The following is a 20,131-nucleotide window of genomic DNA, read 5'->3' as shown; positions in this document are numbered from 1 at the left end:
TTCAAAAAGCCCTTTAGCTGGGTTGCTGAAACTGTGTCATTAACCAAGCTCCGACTTGAGACTGGTCTGTTTCGCGGCTTTGCCGAAGGGCTGCTTCTAAGGTAGCGATTACCCCTTTGGGGAACTGCGAAGCAACCGCTAATCCGGGTAAGACTTGCGATTCATCAATGCGTTTGCTGCCGCGATCGATCATCTGAAACGCCAAAATTTCTGTTTTTTCGACATCTACGACCCAATATTCAGACACACCTAATTCTTCGTATAAGGTGCGTTTGTTGCCGCGATCGTCGAGCAGCGTCGTCTTAGAAACTTCGATCACGAGATTAGGAACAGGATACAAATCGAGATTCACAACATTTGTACCGGGTGGAACTGATTGGGCACGTTCTCCAACATAGTAAGACACATCAGGCTGAAATTCCTGCACACCTGCTTTACGAAATGAGCAGTTATCAAGTCCGCGCAGTGAAATTCCTTTGACAATCCCAAATAAACCGACTGCCAAAATGATGACAGTGTGATCATCTGCGTGATCGCGTCCAACTGAGGCCATCTCAATCCTCATGTGCCCTTGATAATAGTAGCCTTTTGCTTTTTCGTAGGTGGGATCAGCGATCGTCTGAAGATAGTCCTCCCACGACGCAGGAACCCAGGCATCAGCTACTAATTTCGCTTTGAGTTCTACCATTGCTTCATTCGCTTGTGTGAGGAGAAAATTTTGCGGCTCTCCTCTGATGATACTGCTTCAAAATCCTTGAACTATTTCCTTTTAGAAGTCTGTGTGCAGATGTCGAAATCTTGAGATGAGTAGATGAATACGCAAGCACCTAATCTGGGTACTTTATAGGTGAAGACACTCTAGCAATCCAATGAAATATTACCAACCTAGACATATAAAACCCTCCACTAATCAGTTCTATGAGTCTGTAAAAGATCGGTTAAGTGAAGCAGGACAACGGAGTGCTGCCTACCAAGCGGTGCTACACCTGTTTAAAACATCAAAAAGTCTTTACCGCACCTTGGATTTTTACACTTCTGAAACTTTGGCGGTCTTCGTTGATTCCAACAAGTATTTAACAGTAGCGCAAGAACACGATTTAGTTTCACTGACTTCGCTCTACGTATCTAGCATCGATTGTCAAGAAATTCATAACATAGTGGATACTGATCAAACAATCACTGAAGACGATCGCACTACATTGAAAACAGTGCTGAACCTGTATAAAACAATTGCTGAGACTAGCAGTGCCTCTCTAGGTCAGCCAAGGTGGATTGAATAGGCAACAAAAAGGGGTAGATATGTGACTATCTACCCCGCAAGAAAAGGATTATTGAGCGACTGAACTACTCAACGCCTTCAATCTTGTCTTCCACTTCTTGATACAACTCACGAAGTTTATCGAGATTCTCTTCGCTGGTTTCCCAGTATCCGCGACCGTTAGCTTCCAGCAATGTCGTCACCATTTTACGGAACGAGTTTGGATTGAGATCTAGCAATCGCTTTTGCATTTCATCATCTTTGATGAACGTATCATTCGCGTCTTCATAGATCCAATTGTCAACCGCCCCGGCTGTGGCTGACCAACCCATTGTGTTGACCAATCGCTTCGACAGTTCCCGCACTCCTTCATAGCCGTGACTCAACATTCCCTCATACCATTTGGGGTTGAGCAGTTTTGTCCGTGCATCGAGTCGGACTGTTTCTGAAAGCGTTCGCACTTGGGCGTTTGCGGTCGTCGTGTCGGCGATGAAAGAAACAGGCTTTTTGCCATCATCCCGCAGTCGAGACACGATTTTTGTCGGGTCAGAATCGTAGTAGTGTGACACATCCGTCAGCGAAATCTCAGACGAATCGAGGTTTTGAAACGTGACATCTGCCGTTTTGAGAGCCGCCTCAAAAATCTTGCGGTCTTGCCCCATTTCACCCGGATTGTCTGACGAAAACGCAAACGATTTGCGAGACAAATACATATCCTGAAGTTCCGATTCGTTCTCCCAAGTGCTGTTCTCAACTGCCAAATTAATATTCGACGAATAAGAACCGGAAGCATTTGAGAAAACACGAGTTGCTGCCTGACGCAGATTGATGCCCATGTCTTCAGACTGCTTGAGCGCGTGTTTGCGAATGAAGTTCATTTCCGCAGGTTCATCGGCTTCGGCTGCCATTTTGACCGCCCGATCGAGCAAGTTCATCTGGTTAATAAACAAGTCGCGAAACACGCCCGAACAGTTAACCACCACATCAATGCGAGGGCGACCCAATTCTTCAAGGGGAATTAGTTCGACCTTGTTAATGCGTCCCAGCGAGTCGGGAATCGGACGTACACCCACCATCCAGAGAATCTGCGCCAGCGACTCGCCGTAGGTTTTGATGTTGTCAGTGCCCCACAAAACACACGCGATCGTTTCAGGATATTGACCGTCATTTTCAGAACATTGACGCGATAAGAGCCGATCGACGACCACTTTCGCAGATTTTACCGCCGCCGCCGTCGGAATGGACTGCGGATCAAGAGCGTGGATGTTCTTACCCGTCGGCAACACATCAGGATTCCGAATCGGGTCGCCACCGGGGCCGGGAAGAATATATTCACCTTCCAGCGCGGTGAGCAATGCCCCTAATTCGTTATCGGCAATGACTTGCTTTAAGCAAAATTCCAGGTACTCAAACAGGGGCTTGATTTGCTCAACATTCACCTTGGTATAGCCCGCTTCATGCAAGGCTTCAATCCAAGGTTCCTTCTTGCCCATGTTGAAGAAATTGAGCTTCGTCACCTTCGAGACGCGACCATCAGCATCGGTTTGAGCCTTGACCATTGCAGCCACGGCTTCACGAGTCGCTAACGTGATATCTTGCAGCAGTTGAACGTCAGCGAGAACGCCACGATCGCTGCCCTGATACACGTCGTCCATGTCACGTCCAACGCTATCAGCAATGATGCGAGTCAGACTCACAACATCATCTTCAGGACGATCTAAACTCGCAATGTTGACTAAAGTTGCAATGGCTTCTTCAGCGCTGGGAGGCTTCCCAATCACATGTAACCCACATGGCAACAGACGCGATTCGATCTCCATCAGTTTGATGTAGACCTTCCCAATCACACTATCTCGTTCTTCTGGTGTGAGTTCCTTCGCGCTGACTTCCGGTAATGTGATGTCTTTATCCAGATTTACGATCCGGCACTGATCGACGATCGTATCCACAATCTGAGCGCCGCGCCCCGTATCTTTCAGCGTTTGGTAAGACGCAACCAGATCACCGAGTTCCTTCAAACCCTTATACAGTCCAGCATTCTCAGCCGGAGGCGTTAAGTAGCTGATGGTTTCCGCATAAGAACGACGTTTCGCGATCGTCGCCTCAGACGGATTGTTTGCCGCGTAGTAATAGAGATTGGGAATCGTGCCAATCAAACTATCCGGGAAACAATCGCCTGACATCCCAATCTGTTTACCGGGCATAAACTCTAGCGATCCGTGAGTGCCAAAGTGCAGCACCGCATCGGCTTTCCAGATTTGCTCTAGATAGGTATAGTAAGCGGCGAACCCGTGATGAGGACTTGCCGATCGAGAGAACAACAACCGCATCGGATCGCCTTCATACCCGAAAGTTGGCTGCACTCCGATAAACACATTTCCAAACTCTTTGCCGTAAATCAGAAGGTTCTGACCGTCGGTGTTGAGATGTCCAGGAGCCGCACCCCAAGATGGAATCAGCTTCTCGTGATAAGGGGTGAGTTCTTCATATTCAGGCACCGACATCTTATAGGCGATGTTGAGTTCGGGGCTGTTATATTGCGCTCTGGCATCATGCAGCACTTCTAGCATCAGCGCTTCTGCCGATTCGGGTAGCTCTGGCACATCATAGCCATTGTGCTTCAGCGATTCCATCACTTTATAAATGGAGCCAAACACATCTAAATAAGCGGCTGTTCCGACATTGCCTTTATCGGGCGGAAAGCTGAAAACGGTGATCGCGACTCGCTTATTTAGCTTGGGTTTGCGGCGCAGACTTGCCCACTTCATTGCCCGTTGCGAAATCGCTTCGACGCGATCTTGGAGGGCGATCGCTTTCCCCGTATTGCCATCTCGACCTGACAAAATAATCGGCTCGATCGCACCATCTAACTCAGGTAGCGCAATCTGCAACGCGACTTGAATCGGGTGTAATCCCAGGTCACTATCCTGCCATTCTTCGGTCGTTTGGAAGACCAGCGGCAGCGCCACCATATAGGGACGGTTCAACCGAGTCAGGGCTTCGATCGCTTTGGGGTGATCCTGTCTCGCCGGGCCGCCGACCAAGGCAAAACCTGTTAGCGAGATGACGACATCGACGATCGATGAATCTCCTCTAATCGGATCGTAGAAAAACGCCTCTACAGGCTTCGAGAAATCTAAACCGCCTGCAAACACCGGAATCACCCGTGCGCCCATCGACTCCAACTCCTGCACCATCGAGACATAGTGCGCGTCATCTCCGGTGACTAAGTGCGTTCGTTGCAGCACTAAGCCAATACACGGGGCAAGCGGATCTTTTAAGTCTGAAGAAATATCTTTGCGCGAGTTGAACCAGTTGAGATATTCTTTGACATCTTCATACATCGCGGGCGCAAGCGGATGCCAGATGCCCATATCTGGGTAGGTGACGGGATCTTGATACACCAAGTCGCCAGTGGTTTTGATGCCCTTAAACACATAGCGATCGGTGAGCATCAACAGGAAGTTCTCTAAGTTTTCCTGAGAACCGCCGAGCCAATATTGAAAGCTCAACATAAAGTTGCGCGCATCTTGCGCCTTATCCATCGGCAAATATTTCAGCACTTTGGGCAAGGTTTGCAGCAGCTTCAGCATCCCATCTTGAAAACCAGCGCCAGACTTTTCTTTGCGCTTTTTCATAAACTGAGCGATCGCGCTTTTCGACTGCCCCAACTGCGCCATCGAGAAGCTGCCCATTTTATTGAGGCGCATCACCTGCGGCATTGAGGGGAAAACCACGGCGACATCCAAGTGATCGCGATGAGGCTCGACCGCAGCCACCAATTTGTCTGCGAGATCTTCTAAGAAAATCAGCGAGGCGATAAAAATATTGGCTTCAGAAACATCTTTTTTGAAGTTCTCGTAGTTTTCGGTGTCACGCAGTTCTTCAATCAGATAACCACTGATCTCGATCGCCACATTGGGATGAGCTTTATTAATCGATCGAACGGCGGCAGACAGAGCGCTTTGATATTGCGGCTCTAGCACGACATATACCACCTTTACGAGTGACCGACCTTGAAGATTGTCGGGCGAAATGTGTCTAATGGTGGGCTTGACGTGAGTGAACATGCGGGTCAGACTCCTTGCGATGCGTGTTCTCTTCGAGTAAATCGGTGAAGATGGCAAAGCCTGGATGAGCAACCACAATTACTCCCAGAACTGAGACCTAAATCTACGACGATCTTGAGACGGTTCTCAATCTAAACTGCGGCTTTATAAAGAAATGTGAAGTCGAAGTTTGACTTGTTGGTCAGAGACATCAGTTTATCTTCATATATATATTTACCAGAAAACGCCTACTAGAAGAGCGTTCCAGGAAATAACCGACACAATTTGATAAAAAACCTGAGTTATTTGTTTACACTAATTTACATAAAAGTGAGTAAGCACTCACAAGACTCTTAAAGTTCGGGTTAAGAGTGCAACAAATCTTAAAAAATCTAGTCAATTATCAATATTAAGTTCTGAGCATGAGTGCAACTATTCAGCACTCTCATTCAGATTAACGATTTGCTCTAGCTTGTCTTGAAAAGGAAAACGCTGGTGACTGACTTCATTCACCGCAGCGATCGTGAAGCCCAAAAAAAACAGACTGCCTACCATCGCCAGCAAAGATGAATGTCTAGAAATTCCAGAGTCTCGCAAAATTCTGGCCAGGGGACGGCTCTGGCGACGCAGCATCTGACCCGTCACTCTCTGCTTTAGCGCGAATGGGTCACGTACATAATGACCACTGACACTCACGACTAACCGCTCACGACAATAAGGGCAGGTCAACAACCCATCGACCATCTTGAGCGATCGCAGACCACTCATATGATGACAAACCGGGCAAGGAGAAGAGGGACGATCAAAGGTGTCAGCGTTCATCAGGCACTTCTGCTGTCAAAGACAAAATGACAAGTTTCTCAAACAGGCAACTCTAAAACCAGGGGAACTTCGCGGTCAAGAACTCTAACTATTTTGACTTAGTTTTGAGACACTCCCCACAATCTAAGACACGGATCAGCTTTCGCTACGATTACGCATTCTTACCTACTTAGTTTACCCACGTTTTTTGAAGATTGGCTTTCCACTCCTCACAGATTCCAAATTTGTTTGTTTTAGCTGGGATCTATGACTGACAATGAAAGTTAGAAATAAAGTTTAATGCTATCTAGTGATTAGTCTTGGATGCCTCTCCCTCCGCTCAAAGTCTTGCTGCCTGATCCACCCAATTTACCGTCTACTGCCCCTCCTTTTGTTAACACTTTAAATCGTCTGCAATCTTCTCCAGAGACGATCGTGCTGATTCTAGCAGTCGTGATTGGGGGCGGAGCCGGGATGGGCGTGGTGATATTTCGCTACTTGATTGAGATTCTGCATCATTTGATGCTAGAAGATTTGATGGGTACGATCGCTCATTTAGGCGCGTGGACGTTGGCGTGCGTCCCCACGTTGGGCGGCATTGTGGTTGGACTGATGCGCTGGTGCTGGAAAGATTTTGGCCCTGGCATTTCTTCTCTGATCGCCGCTGTTCAGGCAGGGCAAGAAGTCTCCGCAATTCGCCCGGTGACTAAAATGGTGGCAGCCGCCGTGTCGCTTGGGTCGGGGGCATCGTTGGGGCCCGAAGGCCCCAGCGTCGAAATTGGGGCAAATCTAGGCATTCTTTTAGGACAGGCTCTGCGCGTTTCTCAAGAACGACAGCGCTTGCTGTTGGGAGCTGGGGCCGCGGCAGGACTGGCAGCAGGATTTAATGCTCCGATCGCGGGTGTCTTTTTTGCCCTAGAAGTCGTTTTGGGCACAACATTTGCGACTTCTGCGGCAAGTGTTGTCCTCTTAGCAGCCGTGGTGTCTGCTTTGGTCGCCCAGATTGGTTTAGGATCTCAACCTGCTTTTAATCTCCCTGCCTACGAAGTTCGCAGCCCGTTAGAGTTGCCGCTCTATTTGGGGTTAGGACTGTTTGCAAGTTTGGTCTCGATCGCCTACACCCAATCTCTAAAATGGGCGCAAGACTGCTTTAAAGGACAAATTCCGGGATTTGCCTGGTTTGGCAACCTGCCGCGAGAGATTCAGCCGATGATCGGCGGGCTGTGTGTCGGACTGGTCGCGCTGCAACTGCCCCAAATTTTAGGAGTCGGCTACGAAACCGTCGAGGCGATGCTGCGAGATGTCGAATTCTCACTAGGGCTGCTGCTCACATTGCTGGTCGTCAAGCTATTAGTCACGGCGGTGAGTTTAGGGAGCGGTTTAGTCGGCGGAGTCTTTGCCCCAGCCATGTTTTTAGGGGCAACGCTAGGAGCCGCTTATGGGAAGATTTTGCCGTTTGCATTGCCCTGGTTTGCTTCTAGCATTGCGGCTCCTCCTGCTTATGCGATGGTGGGAATGGCGGCAGTTTTGGCAGCGAGTGTGAATGCGCCTCTGACCTCGATTTTGCTGCTGTTTGAAATGACTCGTGACTATCGAATTGTGTTGCCCCTAATGGCAGCCGTTGGCTTGAGTGCTTGGCTGGCAGAGCGGCTCAATCACCGCCCAGAGCGAGGCTCAAACCTAAAGCAAATCGAGTCTGACCCGGAGCAAGACCGAGTTCAAAAAGTTTTAAACGCAATGCTGGTGGGTGAGGCAATGCAGCAAAACTTTGCGATGCTGCCGCAGTCATTGCCGCTGCTGCAAGCGGGGCTTTCTCTCATCGAGCAACATCTGCACGGTGCGCTGATCGTAGATGCCGATGATCAATTAGTTGGTATCGTCACGCTGCAAGACATCAACCGCACGATCGCCCGTTTTGAACAAACTCAAGCTAAGGTGTGCTTGCTTGATCAGTCTCTGATGAACAAAACTATTGGAGAAATTTGCACCAATGAAATCCTTTACACTTACCCCGACGAGCTTGTGAACGAGGCGCTCGATCGCATGGCTGCCCAAGGCATTCACCAACTGCCTGTTGTCTCGCGCCAAAAGCCTCATCAGCTTTTGGGTTTGTTGACGCAAGGAAATGTGGCGTTGGCCTGTGAATTGGCGTTAACTCGCGAGGCACTCACGCCCTATCTATCGATTTTGACTCAGGCACAGATTAGCTTAGATCTGCCTGAAGTCGATTCAAGTCAGGGGGTTAAGTCTCTGGTCGATAAACTCTGAATCGATTGAAGCCCTATTTGTTACGGGCAGTCCAGATGCCAGTAAACATCATCAACATGCCGCCGATAAAAATGGCGATCGCGAGTCCGGCAGGCACTACGGTTAGCCAATCAACATTTTCCATAAGACTGAATCAGCAAAAAATTAAGAGGTCAATCTTCGAGGTTAAGAGTCACCTTCTCACCTTAGTACAGTTAACCAGAATCGCCGAGAGAATCTGGTTCAAGACTATTGAACGAGAGAGCAGTCAACTTCAAGAAGCTTCGTCTTGACGCTCAACTTGACGAAGGTGAATGTGCTTTCGCCCTAGTGAGATTTCAAACTCATCTCCGGGGTGCAGTTCCATTTGTTTAGTGTAGGCAGCACCAATCAGCAAGTTCCCGTTAGATTGAACATTGATTCGATAGCTAGCGCTGCGCCCACCGCGCCCGTTAGTGTTTTGTTTCCCGTCGAGTTCAATTCCTTCTGCATCGATCAGGGCATTGAGGAACTTCATCATGTTGACTCGCTCAACCCCGTTCTTAGTCACGGTGTAATAGCCACACTCGCGCGCTTTTTCCTCTTTGCTAAGAGTCTCTAGCTCTTTGACTTTCTTGAGGAGGGCTTCACCGATAAGAGGCTCAATCTTTTTCTTTTTAGTCATCAACTTGAGTCTGAAATAATGAAGATGAGTTTGCTCGACTTTAACTTGGCTAACTTGCTTTAGGAAACATTTCCTGAGTCAATATTAACCATTTGATTTATATTACACTGATGCTGTGATTTTTTTACATTCGATTTTTCAGAAACTTGCAAAGCCGATCGAGAGATATTTTAAGACACTCAAACGCTCAACTTTTAAATCAGAGGCTTGTAGAAAAACCTACTAAATTGTGTGTTTGTCTATTGATGCTGCGCTTGAGGTTGCCTTCCTTCAAAACCGCTCTATTGATAAATTAGCAATTTGATCTTTGTGATTGTAATGCAGCCAAGAAAATTCAAGTAATAAGATTTAGTTGATGGAAACCAAGCGCTTTGTCTGAGTGTTGATTGAGCCGAGTTGAAGATAAATTTAGCGTCGATCGGAATGTATCTCACCGGATTGGGAAATGTATAAAATATAAAAAAGAGCGAGAAGACTGCATCTGACCCACCTCGCCCTATCTTTGGAGTGCTGCAAGTGCTGCCATTCAGATAGGGTGATTTTGGATAGATCGCGGCAATCAACTCGCTCTTACCATTCATTCACCTGTAGTTAAAGAGTATCGAGCAGGCTTGTCAATCTCATGTTTCAGGCATGAACTTGCAATGACGGTTTAACAAATTTAAAAAACAGGGAGCAAGTTGACTGGGTTGAGCGTCAATATCCACGATCGCCCGTGAGATTCATGAGTGTGTGACGCGATCGCAACCCGATCGTCATAAAGATAGTCTAGGTTCGAGCTACTAAAGCTATGGTTACTGTCAAGGAGAGTTGAGACTCAATGAAAACGCCCCACGATTCAGATCCCCATTCAACGATTAAGCCTCGCAAATTTTCTTGGAAGCAGCCTGCGATCTATTTGATGTTGCCGCTCGTCGGAGCCGGGACGGCCTTAATCGGCGATCGTTGGTTATCTTCATCCAACCCGGTGCCAGTGGTGCAGCCTGCGATTGCTCAAGCTGCCGAGACACAAGTGGCTCAGAGCCGCACGGGTGCTATTCTTTCTGCTACAGATCCTAACTTTATTGCGGCGGCAGTCGAGCGAGTCGGGCCTGCGGTCGTGCGAATCAATTCGTCTCGAACGGTCAGAACTCAGATTCCTCCAATTTTTAACGATCCTTTTTTCCGACAATTTTTCGGCTCAGAGTTGCCCGATGCTCCGTCTACCAGGGTTGAACGAGGCACCGGGTCGGGCTTCATTATTAATGGGGAAGGATTAATCTTAACCAACTCCCATGTTGTGAATGGCGCAGACACGGTTTCTGTAAAACTCAAAGATGGGCGAGAGTTTCAAGGCAAGGTGTTGGGCCAAGACCCTGTAACTGATGTGGCGGTAGTCAAAATTCAGGCCAATAATCTGCCAGTTGTGACGATCGGAAACTCAGATCAGTTGCGTCCGGGTGAGTGGGCGATCGCGATCGGCAATCCGCTAGGGTTAGACAACACCGTAACTGCCGGAATTATTAGCGCGACGGGTCGCACCAGTGCTGAGGTGCGCGTTCCTGACAAGCGAGTTAGCTTTATTCAAACCGATGCCGCGATTAACCCTGGCAATTCAGGCGGCCCCTTATTAAATCAGCGCGGTGAAGTGATTGGGATGAACACTGCCATTATTGGGGGAGGCGCTCAAGGGTTAGGGTTTGCGATTCCGATCAATACGGCGCAAAAGATTTCGCAGCAGTTGATTGCAACCGGAAAAGTGAATCATCCCTATTTGGGAATTCGGATGACGACGCTGACTCCTGAACTGAAAAAACAGATTAACAGCGATCGGGAAGCCAATCTCTCGGTGCAAGACGATCGCGGGATCTTGATCTATAGTGTGATGCAAAATTCTCCGGCGGCGAGGGCTGGGCTGCGCGCAGGAGACGTGATCAAAAAGATCAATGGTCAGGCGGTGGAGACAGCCGATCAGGTTCAGAACGCGGTAGAAGCCAGTTCTGTAGGGGGATCACTGCAAGTAGAAGTTAATCGCAACGGGCGAGCGACTACGGTTGCGGTGCAGCCAGGAGCGTTTCCGACACAGACGGCTCAAAGTGAATAAGCGGTTAGGCTCGTGAATTAAATAATGTCGGTTATTTGTAAGTCAATGGGCACGGCGGTGCCATGCCCCTACTAGTTGCCTTCGATCGCCAACGATACGCGATCGCCGCCCATGTCGCGCAGGGTGCCCAGCAGCTTAACGACTTGCTCGTAAGGGATTTTGCTGTCAGCTTTGAGAATTACGACTCCTTTGGGGTTTTGAGTCAGGTAGGATTGAACCTTTTGACCCAATTCGTCAGAGGAAACTGGCTTTTCTGCCAGAATGATTTGATTTTGCAGATTGAGTCCGACGATTAGCGGGTCGGGTTCCTTGGTCTCGATCGCGCCAGCACTCGTGCTAGGTAGTGTGACGTTAACGGTTTGCTGCGTAGTTAATGTCATCGCAATGATGATAAAGAATGTCAAGATAGTCATTAACACATCCATCATCGGCACCAGGTTGACTTCTGGCATTTCTGATTGCTTTTGCTGTGATTTAAACCGCATCACTCATACCGTTGTTAATTTCAGCTTATGTAGACTTTGGGGTTGTTGAAGCAATTTTGACTGAGAGTCAGCAGCCTTTTAGAAACCATTCTTTAGCTGTCAATTAACTGCACCTTGCTTGCATTTGAATAGTCATCATCAGACTGATGGTGATTGTGATGAAACGTCGGTTCATACCAAATCTCACGGTAGATTAGTTCCAGATCGCTGCCGACTCTGCCAAAATAGTCAACCTGACGAGATTGTAGAGTCACCATGACTCGAAAAATGGCTAGAGAGATAATTGCGACAACCATCCCAGATGCAGTAGTGATCAGCGCTTCACCAATTCCTGCGGCGGCTTTGGTGGTGTCAGCAGAAGTTCCACCGCCGCCAATTTTTAAGCTTGCAAAGGTGGCAATTAATCCGGTGACGGTTCCCAATAGCCCTAAAAGAGGTGCCAGCCCAACCACCGATTCTAAAAGTTTGTCGCCCTTTCGCATTTGAATAAATTCCCGATCGGCAGCCGCTTCCATTGCTAACCGAAACGTTTCAGGAGTCGGCTGCTTGAGTTTGAGCGGAGCCAATAAAAATCGACCGATCGCTAACTCTTGAGCTTGGCTAGCAATCTCAGCGGCTCTAGATAAATCAAATCGAGCCGCTTCTATCACGTCGTGCACAATGCGTTCTTCTTGGCTCATTAGTTGAAACCAAAACCAGGATCTTTCTAGACCACAGGCGATCGTGGCGATCGACATCCCCACCAGGGGAATCATCGTCAGTCCACCTTTCGCGATCGTTTCAAATAAGTTAGACATATCCTGGCAGTTACTTTTTAGACACAAAACACACGCACCCTTCGATAGGATACTTGAATTCTTTAGGGAGCCTGGTTAAGCGAGGGTAAGCGTTCAGTTATCTCGACTTTAAGAGTTAGGCGATCGTGTCTCAATCTATCTTTGACAAAGTGCTAATGACGAACCTTCATTTCGACCAACAATTTGACGAGTGAAATCAATTCGTCTTTTATGCGATCGATTTGTTCGCATTCTGCAATAGGCAACTCTGAATCATCAGTTGCCATTTTTAGCGTTGCTTTAGCTTGCAAAGATTGGATCGTGGTTTGTAACTGTTGAGCCTTGACTAACGCCTCATTGAGTTGAGACTCGGTTGCTTTTGCCAGACGATGAAGTCTTTTGTTGCGCTCTAAACGGTTGATAAGGCGCGTCACTAACTCAGGGCCGACGATCGGTTTGCTGACAAAATCATCTGCCCCGGCGCTAAACACTTGATTGACAATATCGGTCTCTTTGTGAACCGTCAGAAACACGATCGGCAACTCGCTCCAGTGTGGGTCATTGCGAATCACTTGACAGAGTTCGATGCCGTTTAGATAAGGCATTTCAACATCAAGCACTAATAGATCGGGCGATACGGCTTCTAGGGTTTGCCAAAATTGACGAGGGTCAGCGATCGTGCTTACCTGCAAACCCCACGGCTGAAGCAAGGTTTGCAGCAGTGCCAGGATTTTAGGGTCATCGTCCACTAGTAAAATCTTGGTTTCTGCCTGATCTAATTGCTGAACCTGAGCCAGAGGCAACGGTTGCGTAGATTCTGCACTCTCTAAGGTTGAACTAGGTGATTGAGAAATTTCTTGCCGCAGAGAATTCACCCAAGTTTGCACTGGCTCTGAAGAAATGTCATGATCTCTCAAAGCACTCTCAATCAGGGCTGCCAACCTCGACCCTTCTGGAAACCCAAATGTTCCGAGCGACCCCGCGAGTGAATGTGCCTCTAATTGCGCCGCTGCCAGCAAATCTGCATCCACGCTGCCCTGAGCAACGGCAGCGATCGCCCTTTCAATCACCGAGATTTGATCACTCACATGACCTTGAAACCGTTCCCAGACTCCGGCAATCTTGACCAACATCGCCGCCTGATCTGATGGCGCTGGAGTTGAGAGCGATCGACTCTTCACCCCTGCTGATGGCTTCAGCCGATAGCCAATGCCATAAACCGTCTCGACTAGACCGCCTGCCGCGCCTGCTGCCCTGAGCTTGTGCCGTAACCCTTTGATATGAGTTCGCACCGCTTCTTCTCCGGGCATATCGTTATAAGTCCAGAGATGTTCTAGGATCATGCCGCAGCTAAACACTCGCCGACTGTTTCGCAAAAATAGCTCTAGCAGCGCATACTCTTTGGGGGTTAGCGCTAAAGACTGGTCTTGATAAGTCACTTCGCAACTGCTGGGGTCAAGCCGCAGGTGTTCCCACTCCAGCACGGGTTGCAAAGCGTTGCTGCCGCGTCTTAACAGCGCTCGAATTCGGGCAACCAGTTCTTCTTCTTGAAAGGGTTTGACCACATAGTCATCGGCTCCAGCATCTAGCCCGATCGCTTTGTCGTGACTGCTATCTCGCCGGGTTAAGAGCAAAATCGGCATTGGGTAGCCGTGCGATCGGATGTGCTGACAAAGACTAATGCCATCCAGTTTGGGCAACATCACATCGAGCAGCACCAGGTCATAGTCAAAGGTTTCAATCAGGTTCCATGCAGCTTGACCATCGGTGACCACTTCAACGGCATAGTTTTGGCCCGTCAGAATTTCTGTTAGAGCATGGGTCATCAACTCATCGTCGTCAACGATCAAGATTCGCATTCTTAAACCATCCTTCAGAACAGGGCACGACTCAAGCGATTACGCTGATCTTAGAATTTTGACCGGGAGCGACTTCATAATTGGTTACAAATATCCATCAACTAAGTCTTCACCCTCGACGATCGACGGCTTCTTGCACAGGCAGTTGCTCTGGTTTGACCGCGATCGCTTCTGTCTGATTTCCCCGCTTGACTGTGATTTGCATTGGGTTGCCGATACTACTCGCTTCGACCTGCTCTTGCACTTGTCGAGAACTTTGAATCGCCACATTGTTAACCGATTGAATCACGTCACCCGGACGCAACCCCGCACGAGCCGCCGGGGAGTTAGGCGCAACTGCGATCACGATCACGCCAGAGTCTTGATTGACTTTAAACCCAGCATTGCTTTGATTGATCTGCGATCGTAACTCTGGGCTTAACTCGCCCATTTGAACGCCCAAATAGGGATGGTCAACGCGACCTTTTGTAGCAAGCTGCTCTGCGATCCGTTTCACCGTGTTGATGGGGATTGCAAACCCTAACCCTTGTGCGCCTTGAATGATCGCAGTGTTGACTCCAATCACTTCACCCGATGAGTTGAGCAACGGCCCGCCAGAGTTGCCCGGATTGATCGCAGCATCGGTTTGGATAAAGTTAATGCGCTCAGTCGGAACGCCGACATCAGCGCTCGATCGTCCGGTCGCGCTGATAATGCCTTGAGTGACGGTGTTGTCAAGTCCGAGCGGGTTGCCGATCGCGATCGCGGCTTGCCCCGGCAGTAAGTTGTCTGAGTTTCCTAATCTTGCGGTGGGTAGCCCCGTCGCGTCGATTTTAACTACGGCCAGGTCGGTCACGCGATCGGTTCCGACTACTTCGCCTCGTAGCCGTCGCCCATCGGTAAGCACTACGACCACACTGTCGGCTCCTTCGACCACATGGGCATTGGTGACGACTCGACCATCAGCGCTGGTGATAAAGCCTGACCCAGTGCCTCGCTGCACTTGTTGTTTGCGAGGTGCCTGACCGCCAAAAAATTGCTCGATCGAGGGGTCTTGAAGTTCTTCTTGCACCGTGCGAGTCGAGTTGATTCGCACGACGGCGGGCCCAGTCTGCTTGACAACTTGAGTCACATAATCGGGATTGTCGCTCGATCGAATTGGAGTCAATTGATTAGGTTGAGTCGGTGCCACAGGAGCCGTCTGGCTCAGAATGGGTTCTTGGGGCTGACTTGAGCCTCTAATTGCAGAACATCCTACACTGCTGCTTGCAGTTAATAGAGCCAGATAAAACGCAGAGTGTTTAAGGATTTGTTTCACAGGTGCTGACATGTATTTTTGAATCATGCAGGAGATTGTCTTCTAGGAATATATCCTAACGATCGTGGATTAAATAACCTGTCAATCTTATGATCAAACTCTTGATTCGTCATGGCTGAGATTTTCGCCCCCTAAATCCCCCAAAATTAGGGAACTTTGAGCCAAGATTCCCGGTTTCAAAGTCCCCCAGAATGGGAGATTTAGGGAGCACAAGCCGACTCAAACGCAGCCATCAACGAACTGATAGACGCGCTAGTTGAGTCCGAGAAGTTGCACCTTAATAAATCCACGTTCTTAACGATCGTGGATTAAATAGGATCGGTTACTGGCAGTGTCAATGGGCACAGCAGTGCCATGGCCTTACGATTAATGGACGAGATCCAAGTCTACGAATCGTTTAAGAGTGCTCGATCGTCCTCCCATTGGTTGCCTAATCTTCCTGACAGGCTGTTTTTCTCGTTGGGAACCGCATTGGCATAGATGGCAAGTTGCGATCGATTTCGGAGATTGAGGCGACTGAGAATGCTGGTTACATGGGTTTTCACAGTTCCTTCTGTGATGTAAAGCCGTTGGGCAATTTCGCGGTTTGTCGCCCCGACCCCAATTAACCGTAGAACTTCGTGTTCTCGTGCAGTGATTTCTGAAGGCTTTGATGGAGATGCTTGGTTTGTTGAAGTCGAAACCCCGTCTGTCGCCAACAATTTATCAAATAACCCTGGGCCAAATTGAGTATAGCCATAATGCCCAAAGCGAATCGCATTTGCCAACTCACGCGAAGGCATATCTTTGAGCAAATAGCCTTTTGCCCCTGCCCTCATTGCTCCAGCAATATAAGAATCATCATCAAACGTGCTTAAGACGAGAACTTTGACATTAGGAAAGTTTTGAGTAATTAGCTTTGTTGCGGTTCGGCCATCCATTTCGGGCATCCGAATATCCATCAGCACGACATCAGGCTGGAGAGTGGCAACCAGTTCTAGCGCAACTTTGCCATTTTCAGCATCGCCGACCACCTGCAAATCAGGCTCTATCTCTAGCATTGCTTTGAGTCCCTGCCGAATCAGGCTTTGGTCATCAACAATCAACAGGCGAATTGGAGGGGATTGATCAGGTTTCATCGGGGGCGACCTCTTAAGGGTGAGATGAATGATCGAGGGGTGGTTAAGTCAGTCAATAAACAGAGCAATGGACAAAGGCATGACGTTGATGATTTCTCTAGAAGCGGATGAGTCAAAATTCGACTAGCCGCGCGATGCCACTGAGCGATCGCGTCTGATAGGTTTCAACTTGTCCTTCAACTCGCCGCCAACCCCTCGGCTGCGGCAGTCGTCGAGTCGTCAGAATCACCTCAGCCTGAATGGAATACTCCATTACACCGACAGGTAGATAAACAATGGGTAACAGCAAGGTCAATATTTTCTCACTTTGTTGAGCGAGATCAGACGCTAGTGTGACGGTGATCAGTCTGCCGATCGCGATGGCAATGATGCTAATTTCGTCACCGCTAAAATGGTTACTACGATCGAGTAGCGCGGTTTGATAATCGAGTTCTGAAACACCTGATTGACGACCGATCGAGTATTGAATCTGAGTTTCGCCATTGTGGAAGACAAACAGATTGGGTTCAAAGACTTGATTGCTCATGCGAATTCGGTGTGGAGACTTGCTTGGGTGCGTCCGCAAATCAGCTTGAATTCTTCCATTTTGGTCATGAATTTAAGCCTGATGGGAGTTAAGTGCCCCCAGATTTACAGGCTCAATTTACCGGGTTTAAAGGGTTGCTCACATCGAATAGATGTCACGGCTGAGATAGGAGATTTGTCATGGAGTGGGACTGGATTAGTCATCGTGTATTCTCTCGCTAGTGACTACCTCCTTTTAGACGTGCGTCTTGATGAAGTTATGCAATCTCTCATTTTTCGTCTCTTCCTTCTAACCAGGGGCGACAGGAATTTGCCACGATCGCGGCCTGGGTGCGATCACGCAAGTTCAGTCGGGTAAGAATGTGTGTAATGTGATTTCTCACCGTTCCTTCAGACAGGTGGAGCGCTTGGGAGATTTCTCGGTTATTTGCGCCCCCGGCAATCAATCGCAACACGTCTCGCTCTCTATCGGTCAGTTCCGCCAAGCCGGGAGGTAATGGTTGCGGTGAGTCTGGCTTTGTGGGTGGCGGTTCAGCCATCACTTTTTTAGCAATCACTTTTTCGACGATTCCCGGCCCAAATTGGGTATAGCCTTGGTGAACCGATCGGATCGCTTTAGCCAGTTCATCGGCGGGAGTGTCTTTGAGCAAATATCCCTTGGCCCCAAAGCGCAGCGCCTCAGAAACGTATTCTGTATCGTTAAATGTGGTCAAAACCAAAACCTTGAGGTCTGGAAACTGCTGACAAATTAGCCGGGTTGCTTCTACGCCATTCATCCCCGGCATGCGGATATCCATCAACACGACATCGGGAAATGGAGTTATTTCTGGCGCTTCAAGTTGATCGTTGGCTTGGCAGTCGGCTAGAAAGCGAATCGCGCTGTGACCATTATCTGCTTCACCAATCACTTGGAGATCGGGCTTTGTTTCTAGCAGCGTCTTCAGACCCCGCCTCACAATTTCTTGGTCTTCTACAAGCAGCACTCGAATCATAAGACTTGTTTTGAATAGCGCGATCGGATCTAAATTGATTGAATCCAACAGTTTTTGACCTATCTCTTCAGACAGATTTCCATCCTGGGAGATTATGAGAGAATTTTACATAATTTAATACCAATCTAATATAATTTTAATCAGGGATAGCAAAATTCATGGAACTCAAGAGAAGGCTTGACTTAATTCGATTTTTGAGAGAAGAACTGGCACTTCCGGCGGCAGCGATCGAGCTTGCTGCGCGTCAGTCTGAGCAAAACACGACCGCATTGCCAATGGTGCTTTGGCAATATGGCTTAGTGACGCTATCGCAACTCGATCAAATTTTTGATCGAATGGAAATTATTTAATAATTCACAGACGATAGCCGCCCGTTTTTAATCTGCACAACTGGATGATTGGACAGACGAATCAAACTCTCATCGTGAGTCGTCACAATCACCGTAATGCCGATCTGATTCAGTTTTTTAAGAATCTTGATCACCTGCCAAGAATTGTCTGGGTCGAGGTTTCCGGTTGGCTCGTCAGCCAAGAGTAAGGGAGGAGTGCCCACGATCGCACGAGCAATGCTAACTCGCTGCTGCTCACCGCCCGATAGCTCTTCTGGGAAGCACTCTGCTTTGTGCTGCAATCCCACCATTTTGAGTGCGGGGGGCAAGCGTCGATTAATTTCTTTGCGCGTATAGCCCTGTGCCCACAGCACAAACGACACATTCTCAGTCACTGTACGCCTGGAAATCAGCTTGTAATCTTGAAAGACAATGCCGATCCGACGACGTAATAATGAGAGCCGATCGCCCCGCAGCGTTGCCGGAAAATCATTGTCTACCCTGACTTCGCCCTCAGAGGCACACTCCTCGCCATAAAGCAGTTTGAGAAAGGTAGATTTGCCAGAACCCGACGGGCCCGTGACAAACAAGAAATCACCCCGCTTGACCTCTAAGCTGACATCGATCAGCGCTTGACTGCCATTGCGATAAGTTTTGCTAACACCCTTAAGCTGAATGATGCTGTCTTGATTAGGAGGCTGGCTCGACGATCGGCGATCGCGTTGCGCGTTTCCAGAAGAATCGGTGAGAACTTGCGGCATGAGACGTGACGATGGAAATTCAATCTATTAGAACACGAAGACCCGAATCTAAACTTCAAAGTCTCGTGCTGACCGGGTTGCGTTTCGTGAACCGATAGAGGATCGATCGCCAGGCAAACTGTGGCAGTGCCAGCATTCTTCGCCAGCGCCAGGGTTCTTGATAGAGGCGATAAACCCACTCTAAATGGTTATCTCTCAGCCAGCCGGGAGCGCGAGTTTTGGTACCTGCCCAAATGTCAAAGCTGCCGCCCACCCCCATCCACAGCGATTGGGGGCAGAGGTGACGGTGCGCCGCGATCCACAATTCTTGACGAGGAACGCCCAAGCCCACAAAAATAATCTGCGGCTGTAGCGTTTGTAGAGTCTTGAGAAAAGCAGGTTCTTCTTGAGCAGAAAGATAGCCGTTTTGCACGCCCGCGATCGTCAACCCCGATAACTGTTTTTGCCACTGGTCAGCGGCGATTTGAGCCACGTCTGGGGCACCTCCAAAAAAGAAAACTGAGAGAGCCGGGTTTGAAGAGGACTCGATCGTAGAAGTTTGCTTTGAACCTAGAGATTCTGAACGAAGGTTAAACTGAGCCGCTTTTCTGAGAATCGACTCTGCCAACTCAATGCCAGGGCATCGGGCAACTCGCTTGCCATAGAGCCGCAGATAAAACACAATGCCTGCCCCATCAGGAATCACCAAGTCAGCGCGATGAATGATGTCTGCCAGGGCAAAATTTTGCTCGGCTTGCATGGTCATTTCGGCGTTGAGAGTGACGACATGACAGCCCAAACGCTGATCGAGGCGATCGAGTAACCAGCCAGAATAATCGTCTCGCAAGTGTATGGGCAACCCCATGACCGAAAATTGGCGGTCTGTTTTCATCGTTAAATGGCTCACG

General features: G+C 48.8%; 17 protein-coding genes. 4 read left to right on the top strand and 13 right to left on the bottom strand.

Annotated features, from left to right (window positions below; all coding sequences use genetic code 11):
- Positions 1-13 precede the first annotated feature (13 nt).
- Positions 14-688, bottom strand: a complete 675-nt coding sequence (locus BRW63_RS00185; protein WP_073068907.1) for a Uma2 family endonuclease — start codon at positions 686-688, stop codon at positions 14-16.
- Positions 689-869: 181 nt separating this feature from the next.
- Here BRW63_RS00185 and BRW63_RS00180 point away from each other — a divergent pair, with 181 nt between their 5' ends.
- Positions 870-1,280 (top strand): hypothetical protein, encoded by a 411-nt coding sequence (locus tag BRW63_RS00180; protein ID WP_073068906.1) that lies wholly within the window; start codon positions 870-872, stop codon positions 1,278-1,280.
- Between the two features lie 64 nt (positions 1,281-1,344).
- On the opposite strand, the gene BRW63_RS00175 is transcribed toward BRW63_RS00180, so the two are convergent.
- Together BRW63_RS00175 and BRW63_RS00170 are read right to left on the bottom strand one after the other, a co-directional pair.
- Positions 1,345-5,328 carry a magnesium chelatase subunit H gene (locus BRW63_RS00175; protein ID WP_073068905.1) on the bottom strand — a complete coding sequence of 1,328 codons (3,984 nt, stop codon included), beginning with the start codon at positions 5,326-5,328 and terminating at the stop codon, positions 1,345-1,347.
- A gap of 411 nt (positions 5,329-5,739) precedes the next feature.
- A complete protein-coding gene (locus tag BRW63_RS00170) occupies positions 5,740-6,129 on the bottom strand; it encodes a hypothetical protein (RefSeq protein WP_073068904.1) in 390 nt (129 codons plus the stop codon).
- Positions 6,130-6,432: 303 nt separating this feature from the next.
- Between BRW63_RS00170 and BRW63_RS00165 the strand changes: the two genes are divergently transcribed.
- Entirely contained in the window at positions 6,433-8,376 is a 1,944-nt protein-coding gene (locus tag BRW63_RS00165) for a chloride channel protein (protein WP_073068903.1), read from the top strand.
- 253 nt (positions 8,377-8,629) lie between these two features.
- Here the strand turns inward: BRW63_RS00165 and BRW63_RS00160 are convergent, their stop codons facing one another.
- Complete coding sequence (locus tag BRW63_RS00160; protein ID WP_073068902.1) at positions 8,630-9,019, bottom strand: AbrB family transcriptional regulator; 390 nt, start codon at positions 9,017-9,019, stop codon at positions 8,630-8,632.
- Between the two features lie 820 nt (positions 9,020-9,839).
- Here BRW63_RS00160 and BRW63_RS00150 point away from each other — a divergent pair.
- Positions 9,840-11,102: an HhoA/HhoB/HtrA family serine endopeptidase gene (locus BRW63_RS00150; protein ID WP_073068900.1), complete on the top strand. Its 1,263-nt coding sequence runs from the start codon at positions 9,840-9,842 to the stop codon at positions 11,100-11,102.
- A gap of 71 nt (positions 11,103-11,173) precedes the next feature.
- On the opposite strand, the gene BRW63_RS00145 is transcribed toward BRW63_RS00150, so the two are convergent.
- From BRW63_RS00145 to BRW63_RS00115, 7 genes are all read right to left on the bottom strand, one after another.
- A complete protein-coding gene (locus BRW63_RS00145) occupies positions 11,174-11,587 on the bottom strand; it encodes an ExbD/TolR family protein (RefSeq protein ID WP_073068899.1) in 414 nt (137 codons plus the stop codon).
- A 92-nt stretch (positions 11,588-11,679) separates the two neighbouring features.
- A complete protein-coding gene (locus BRW63_RS00140) occupies positions 11,680-12,384 on the bottom strand; it encodes a MotA/TolQ/ExbB proton channel family protein (protein ID WP_073068898.1) in 705 nt (234 codons plus the stop codon).
- A gap of 152 nt (positions 12,385-12,536) precedes the next feature.
- Positions 12,537-14,222, bottom strand: coding sequence for a response regulator (locus tag BRW63_RS00135; protein ID WP_073068897.1), 1,686 nt, complete (start codon positions 14,220-14,222; stop codon positions 12,537-12,539).
- A 109-nt stretch (positions 14,223-14,331) separates the two neighbouring features.
- On the bottom strand, positions 14,332-15,531 hold the full coding sequence (locus BRW63_RS00130; RefSeq protein ID WP_219898256.1) for an HhoA/HhoB/HtrA family serine endopeptidase: 1,200 nt from the start codon (positions 15,529-15,531) through the stop codon (positions 14,332-14,334).
- 374 nt (positions 15,532-15,905) lie between these two features.
- The gene (locus BRW63_RS00125; RefSeq protein ID WP_073068895.1) at positions 15,906-16,637 is read right to left on the bottom strand and encodes a response regulator transcription factor; all 732 of its coding nucleotides are present in this window, start codon (positions 16,635-16,637) and stop codon (positions 15,906-15,908) included.
- A 112-nt stretch (positions 16,638-16,749) separates the two neighbouring features.
- Positions 16,750-17,163 (bottom strand): hypothetical protein, encoded by a 414-nt coding sequence (locus BRW63_RS00120; RefSeq protein WP_073068894.1) that lies wholly within the window; start codon positions 17,161-17,163, stop codon positions 16,750-16,752.
- Between the two features lie 268 nt (positions 17,164-17,431).
- Positions 17,432-18,202: a response regulator transcription factor gene (locus BRW63_RS00115; RefSeq protein WP_317615769.1), complete on the bottom strand. Its 771-nt coding sequence runs from the start codon at positions 18,200-18,202 to the stop codon at positions 17,432-17,434.
- Between the two features lie 110 nt (positions 18,203-18,312).
- Here BRW63_RS00115 and BRW63_RS00110 point away from each other — a divergent pair, with 110 nt between their 5' ends.
- On the top strand, positions 18,313-18,504 hold the full coding sequence (locus BRW63_RS00110; RefSeq protein WP_073068893.1) for a DUF2949 domain-containing protein: 192 nt from the start codon (positions 18,313-18,315) through the stop codon (positions 18,502-18,504).
- Here the strand turns inward: BRW63_RS00110 and ftsE are convergent.
- Positions 18,501-19,244 (bottom strand): cell division ATP-binding protein FtsE, encoded by a 744-nt coding sequence (ftsE, locus tag BRW63_RS00105; RefSeq protein WP_073068892.1) that lies wholly within the window; start codon positions 19,242-19,244, stop codon positions 18,501-18,503. The genes BRW63_RS00110 and ftsE overlap by 4 nt on opposite strands.
- Before the next feature lie 55 nt (positions 19,245-19,299).
- On the bottom strand, positions 19,300-20,115 hold the full coding sequence (locus BRW63_RS00100; protein ID WP_073068891.1) for a WecB/TagA/CpsF family glycosyltransferase: 816 nt from the start codon (positions 20,113-20,115) through the stop codon (positions 19,300-19,302).
- Positions 20,116-20,131 lie beyond the last annotated feature (16 nt).

The sequence above is a fragment of the Phormidesmis priestleyi ULC007 genome (assembly GCF_001895925.1).
Classification (GTDB): Bacteria; Cyanobacteriota; Cyanobacteriia; order Leptolyngbyales; family Leptolyngbyaceae; genus Phormidesmis_A; species Phormidesmis_A priestleyi_A.
Note: the sequence above shows the minus strand (reverse complement) of the source record. Positions and strands in the feature narration are given on the sequence as shown.